This is a genomic window from Peribacillus sp. (assembly GCF_059453735.1).
In genome coordinates, this window is sequence record NZ_JAZVJO010000163.1 from 1 (window position 1) to 6,751 (window position 6,751).

General features: G+C 38.8%; 5 protein-coding genes. All 5 read left to right on the top strand.

Annotation, left to right across the window (positions count from 1 at the left end):
- Positions 1–2,837, top strand: a 2,837-nt coding sequence (locus AC52RT_RS05520; protein WP_495539827.1) for a methionine synthase, incomplete at its 5' end; no start/stop codon positions are given.
- A 482-nt stretch (positions 2,838–3,319) separates the two neighbouring features.
- Positions 3,320–4,177, top strand: coding sequence for a DegV family protein (locus AC52RT_RS05525; protein WP_495539828.1), 858 nt, complete (start codon positions 3,320–3,322; stop codon positions 4,175–4,177).
- Between the two features lie 316 nt (positions 4,178–4,493).
- Entirely contained in the window at positions 4,494–4,856 is a 363-nt protein-coding gene (locus AC52RT_RS05530; protein ID WP_495539829.1) for a DUF3021 family protein, read from the top strand.
- Between the two features lie 85 nt (positions 4,857–4,941).
- Complete coding sequence (locus AC52RT_RS05535) at positions 4,942–5,712, top strand: polysaccharide deacetylase family protein (protein ID WP_495539830.1); 771 nt, start codon at positions 4,942–4,944, stop codon at positions 5,710–5,712.
- 104 nt (positions 5,713–5,816) lie between these two features.
- Positions 5,817–6,584 (top strand): DODA-type extradiol aromatic ring-opening family dioxygenase, encoded by a 768-nt coding sequence (locus AC52RT_RS05540; RefSeq protein ID WP_495539831.1) that lies wholly within the window; start codon positions 5,817–5,819, stop codon positions 6,582–6,584.
- Positions 6,585–6,751: the final 167 nt, after the last annotated feature.

Sequence of the window (6,751 nt, forward strand, 5' to 3'; positions counted from 1 at the left end):
GTCAATCGATTGAAGCATTTTATCTCTCGTGTGAGCATATGAAGCCATTAGCAGTTGGTTTAAATTGTGCAACCGGACCGGAATTTATGATTGATCATATTCGAACACTCGCTGCGTTATCTAATTCAGCCGTCAGTTGTTACCCAAATGCAGGTCTTCCGGATGAAGAAGGACATTATCATGAAACGCCGGAATCACTTGCTCAAAAAATGAAACAATTTGCAGAAAAAGGCTGGATAAATATCATCGGCGGCTGCTGTGGCACTACACCAGCACATATTGAAAAATTATCCGCTTCGATAAGAGATATTAGGCCAAGGACGCTCCCTGATGAGCCGCATACGCATGCGGTAAGTGGAATCGAACCATTGCTATATGATGACTCCATGCGTCCTCTATTCGTCGGAGAACGGACGAATGTGATTGGTTCAAGGAAATTCAAGGAATTAATTCGCGGTAAACATTATGAACAAGCGGCTGAAATAGCCCGTGCTCAAGTGAAAAAAGGGGCACATGTGATTGATATTTGTCTGGCAGACCCGGATGGCGATGAACTCGGTGATATGAAGGAATTTGTCACTGAGGTCGTAAAAAAAATTAAAGTTCCATTGGTGATAGATACAACAGATGAAGCGGTGCTTGAACAAGCGTTGAAACATTCTCAAGGGAAAGCGATCATTAACTCCATCAATTTAGAGGATGGGGAGGAGCGATTTGAAAAAATTGTCCCCCTTATTCATCAATATGGAGCGGCGGTTGTTGTCGGGACCATTGATGAAGTAGGGATGGCTGTTAGTGCCGAACGAAAACTGGAAATAGCCAAACGTTCAGTGGACTTACTTGTCAATAAATATAAGCTCAATCCAAAGGACCTTATTTTTGATCCATTGGTCTTTCCAGTAGGGACTGGGGACGAACAGTATATTGGTTCTGCCTTAGAGACGGTAAAAGGAATTCAAATGATTAAAGAGAATCTGCCGGACTGCCAGACTATCCTTGGAATATCAAATGTCTCTTTCGGTCTACCAGGAAGAGGACGAGAAATACTTAATGCCGTTTATCTCTATCATTGTACAAAGGCAGGGCTCGATTATGCCATCGTGAATACGGAGAAACTTGAGCGATTTGCCTCCATCCCGGCAGATGAAGTCACGCTCGCTGAGGAACTGCTTTTTAAAACAACAGACAAGGCGCTAGCTTTATTCACAGAATTTTACCGAGGCAAAAAAGCAGATAAAAAGGAAAACATAGCAAAGCTTCCTCTTAACGAAAGGCTGGCGAACTATATTATTGAGGGTACAAAGGAAGGCCTTGTTCCTGATTTGGATCTCATTCTTAAGGAAGGAAAGGCACCCCTTGAGATCATAAATGGACCCTTGATGGATGGAATGAGTGAGGTTGGTCGTTTATTTAATGATAATCAATTGATCGTCGCTGAAGTGCTTCAAAGTGCGGAGGCGATGAAAGCTGCAGTTGCCCATCTTGAACCGTTTATGACAGCAGAAGCCCAAAGCAGTAAAAAAGGTAAGATTCTGCTTGCAACAGTAAAGGGTGATGTCCATGATATAGGAAAAAACTTAGTGGAAATTATTCTTTCCAATAATGGCTATGAGGTAGTTGATTTAGGGATAAAGGTAGGGTCACAAAGTATTGTTGAAGCGGTAAGACTTCATCAACCGACCGCAATAGGCCTCTCTGGATTACTTGTTAAATCGGCTCAGCAAATGGTACTCACTGCTCAAGATTTAAAGCAGGCCGACATTGACTTACCGATACTGGTAGGAGGTGCTGCGCTGTCACGTAAATTTACCGATTTCAAGATTTCTCCTGAATATGGAGGATCCGTAATTTATTCTAAAGATGCTATGGACGGACTTGCAACGGCAAACTCGTTGCATGATGAAGAGAAAAAAGAGATTTTCCTTGAACAGCATGAAAGCAGACGTCAAAAAGCAAAAGAAAATGCAATTGCCGCCGCAGCGCTGCCTAAGCCTAAACCAAAACTCTCGACATCACCTGCAATCGAACCTGCACCAGTGCAAAAGCCAGTTGACCTAAAACGCCATGTTCTGCGGAATTATCCATACAAACTGGTGGGGCCTTATATTAATAGACAGATGTTGATCGGGCATCACTTGGGGTTGAAAGGGAAGGTAGCTGAGCTGATTAAAGCAGGCGACAACAAGGCAGTTGCTCTAAATCACTTAGTAGATGAATTAATCACGTTTTTACAGGATCAAGAAGAATATACAATCAATGCCGTTTATCAATTTTTCCCCGCTCAGAGTGATGGAAATAAAATAATTATATACAATCCAGAGAACCACAATGAAATACTCGAAATGTTTGATTTTCCACGGCAGGAAACAAGCCCGAATTTATGCCTTGCTGACTTCCTGAAACCTGTCAGCTCGGGAGTGATGGATTATGCAGGATTTTTTGTAGTATCAGCAGGGAAGCATGTTAGAAAGTATGCTGAAAAATGGAAAGTGGAAGGCGACTTCCTAAAAAGCCATGCAATCCAGTCACTTGCATTAGAAACAGCTGAGGGATTTGCGGAGCGGCTCCATCAGCTGATGCGGGATGACCTTCATATCAGCGATCCGATTGATATGACGATGAAAGACCGTTTTGCCGCTAAATATACCGGTCAACGTTTTTCATTCGGTTATCCAGCCTGTCCAAATCTCGAAGATCAAGAAAAGTTATTCCGTTTGCTTAAACCAGAAGATGTGGGCATTCAGTTAACGGAGGGCTATATGATGGATCCAGAAGCATCTGTGTCCGCTATGGTATTTGCTCACCCACAGGCTCGGTACTTTAATGTAGAACGGTGATGAGGGTTACAGCGGGTTTCTGGTTCAATTGGAGCTTTATCTCTTAGAATAAGAATCCATTCTCAGAGATAAACCATCTGTAGAATATATAGATCTTTCTTTCATTTAATTAGTATAATTAAATGAAAGAGAGGTTTTTTTGTATTGGAAAAAAATTCGTTGAATGAAGAAGAAATGAACCTTAGGCGAAGCAAGAGAAATCGTTTGTGAAACAAAAAATGTAGGTCTTGGATTGATTTTTTAACGGTAGAAGAAAAAAATTGATCGTTAATTCTTTAGAGGAAGAAGAGATATGTGTATATTAGGATGATAAAGGATTTGATAAATGCCCTTTAATTTTTGTCAGTTGAGTGTGGATTTTTCTTTATTTACGTAAATTTTCTGATTCTTTTACTGGATAATTTACCCTTTTGGTGTATGTTTAGGATAACTAAAATAAATAAGTACGCAGGAATGGCTGCGTTAGTTGAAAGGAATGTCTAATGAGAAGGATTATTTTATCGACAGAGAGTGGAGCGGATTTACCGAAAGAACTGGTTGAAAAACATCAAATACAAGTAGTGCCGATGCACGTCATCATGGATAGCAAAGATTATTTAGATGGGCAGTTATCTGTAGAGGAAGTTTTTGATTATTATAGTCGTACCAAAAAAATACCATCCACAACAGCGACAAATGTATATGAGTATCATGAGTTATTTACGAAAATTAGAGTAAATTTTCCTGATAGTATCATTATTCACATTGGATATACGTCAAAAGCATCTTCTTCCTTTCAAAGTGCGTTAATTGCTGCGGAAGATTTTGAAGATGTTTTCCTAATCGATACGCTAAACGTCACAGGAGGTTTAGCTGCAATCGTCATGTATGCGGTAACTATGCTAGAGGAAGAACCTTCGATTAGTCATGTACACTTAATAGAAAAAATTGAATCCGTGGTTCCAAAAACAAAGCTTGCTTTCATTCCAGGCAGCTTAGACTTTCTACGAGCAGGTGGACGGGTAAGTAACGTAGCTTATATTGGAGGGTCCTTGTTAAAAGTTAAGCCCTGCATCGAATTAAAAGAAGGAAAGCTTGTATCAACTAAAAAATATCGTGGGAATATGAGCAAAGTTGCGGAAAAACTCATGCGAGATTACTTAAACCAGTACGATATTGATAGAAAACAGCTGTATTTGATCTACTCTATCGGACTTGATGAAAGTATTAAGAGACGAATGGATGAAATCACTAAGGAAACAGGTTTTGAAAATGTAACATGGATGCAAGCCGGTGCAATGATTTCTACCCATGCTGGACCTGGAGGTTTTGGGATTGCAGGACTAGAAAATTCGAAATAGCTTTGAAAAAAACATCTTGGGACGTAAAAAATTATCATGAGCTGCCCCATGTATGATGAATTCAGAAGCATCTGTGTCCGCAATGGTATTTGCCCATTTACATGTTCGGTACTTTAATGTGGAAGGTGAACTCAGAGCTAGAATAATTAATAGTAAAGCCCAAAAACCTTCCTTTCATTTAGTATCAATAAACTAAATGAAAGGAAGGTTTTTTATTGGGCAGCTAATGTTGAATCATACCAAATTGGTAATTTAGAAGGGATAAACATTCCTTTAGAGAACTAGTTAAAATGAACTAAGATCTGAGGGGGTGGGAATGTTGGTTGTAAAAGGATTATTAAGAGGAGGAATACCTTTCATCGTTATGGGAGGTATTGCGTTATTACTTTATTTTCAAGGGAAATATTCGGATGCTAAAAGTACATTTTTGACTGGATTAATCATCTTCTTTGTAAGTGCTGCCTCTGTTATTTATAACATAGATAAATGGAGTTTAACGAAACAAAGCGGATTCCATTTTATACTTATGCTTATAACCATTTATCCTCTTCTTTTAGTAAGCGGCTGGTATACTGTGACATCCGTATTTGATGCGTTCATCGTTTTTATTAGTTTTCTCTTAGTTGGCCTACTTTTATGGCTTGTCTTTTTTATGTTAGCTAAATACTTTTCCTGGTAAATACTGATTCCCCTTCTGACTGACAATTTCCTTGTATGAGATTCTTTATGCTGTGCAACTTAGTAGTAAAGGATGGTGCAATTATATGAAGAAGTGTTTATTTTTACTACTTTGTTTCTTTTTTATGTTTACCCTGGATACTGCAGCAGCTAATCAGCATCAAGAGGAGTTTATCCCAGAGGAGATTCAGCCTCTTGTTCAGAGTTGGCAAAATAAGGGGCAGAAGACAGCTTATTTAACCTTTGATGATGGTCCATCGTTAAATACCTTGCCAATTTTAGATATCTTAGATAAATATCAGGTTAAAGCCACGTTTTTTGTAATGGGCAATGAAGAAGGGTACGCAGTGGGGGCTTATCAGGAAATGGCAGCAAGAGGTCATACATTAGCTTTACATACCTTCTCACACGATTATGAAGTCGTATATGGGTCTAGGGATAAGTATTTTGCAGACATGGCTCTTCTAGAAAAAATGCTGAAAAAGTATGGTGTGCATTCAAGAATCGTACGTTTTCCAGGCGGTTCAAGGAATCTTGCCGTGCAGCGTAGTCCGAAAAAGGAAGTGCTGGCTTCAATAAAATCCGAACTTAAAAAAAGAGGGTACATTTATTTTGATTGGGATATTGATTCAACAGACGGCTACAGTCCATCTGTCAGTAAACAAACAATCGTTTCAAATGTTCTGAACGGTACAAAAGATCAAGAACAAATTGTGATTCTCCTGCATGATATTAATAGTATGAAGAATACTGTTCGCGCACTGCCAGATATTATTACAGGACTTAAAGCAAAAGGATACCAATTTGACTCCATCAATGAATACACAGAAAAAGTACAATTTGGGGAAAGTCCGTAAGATGCAATACGTCAAGACTGTTTGAATTCAAATATATGTTTATAATAAGAAGGTGATGGTAAAAGATACAGATAGTCAGATACTGAAAGGATTCGATTTGAAACATGATACCCTCATTGTTTTTGGCCCATGGAACTCCTCTGCTCCTTACAGAGGAAAATCCTTATACACTTTTTTTAGAAAATTATGCACAGCAACTTCCAAGACCTTCAGCTATTCTCGTCTTCAGTGCACATTGGGAGAGCGGGGAACAAGCCGTAACAGCCTGCAGACAGAATGGTATTATTTATGATTTTGCTGGAGGACCTGATGAGTTATATCAAATGACATATTCGGCTCCTGGAGAACTAGAACTTTCTGATCATATAATAACCTTATTATCTAAAATAGGAATATATTCAGTGATGGATGATACACGCAGGTTAGATCACGGGGCATGGGTACCGTTAAAAATCATGTATCCGAATGCGGATATTCCCGTAATTGCTTTATCAATAAATCCAGAACTGCCTTTGTCTTATCAATATGAAATCGGCAAAACACTTGCCAAATTAAGAGAAGAAGATGTTTTAATTATTGGCAGCGGTGGAACGAGTCATAATTTGGAGCAATTTCAATATAATATCGGTGTCGCAGAAGGGTGGACCGTACGATTTGAGGAATGGCTGGAAGATAAGGTAGTTAAATGGGATACTGATGCACTATTTAATTTTAAAAAATTAGCGCCATTCGCTAGTTTAGCAGTACCTACTATGGAACATTTTATTCCATTTATCATTGCAATGGGTTCAGGCCATCAGGAAAAGCAGCCAGAGCTGCTGCATAGAAGCTATCAATATGGGAATTTAAGTTTAACTGCATGGAGATTTTAGGTTGATAGATTGATTAAAGTTGCTTTAAAATAGCTAGTGCTGGAAAATATAGAGAACACTGCTGTATACTAATGTAGTAGCTTTTGTTAAAATATATAATTTGCAAAAATAGGACTTATTTCAGGAAAAAGGAATGTAAACGCTATAATAAATGACGTGAAGCAGAA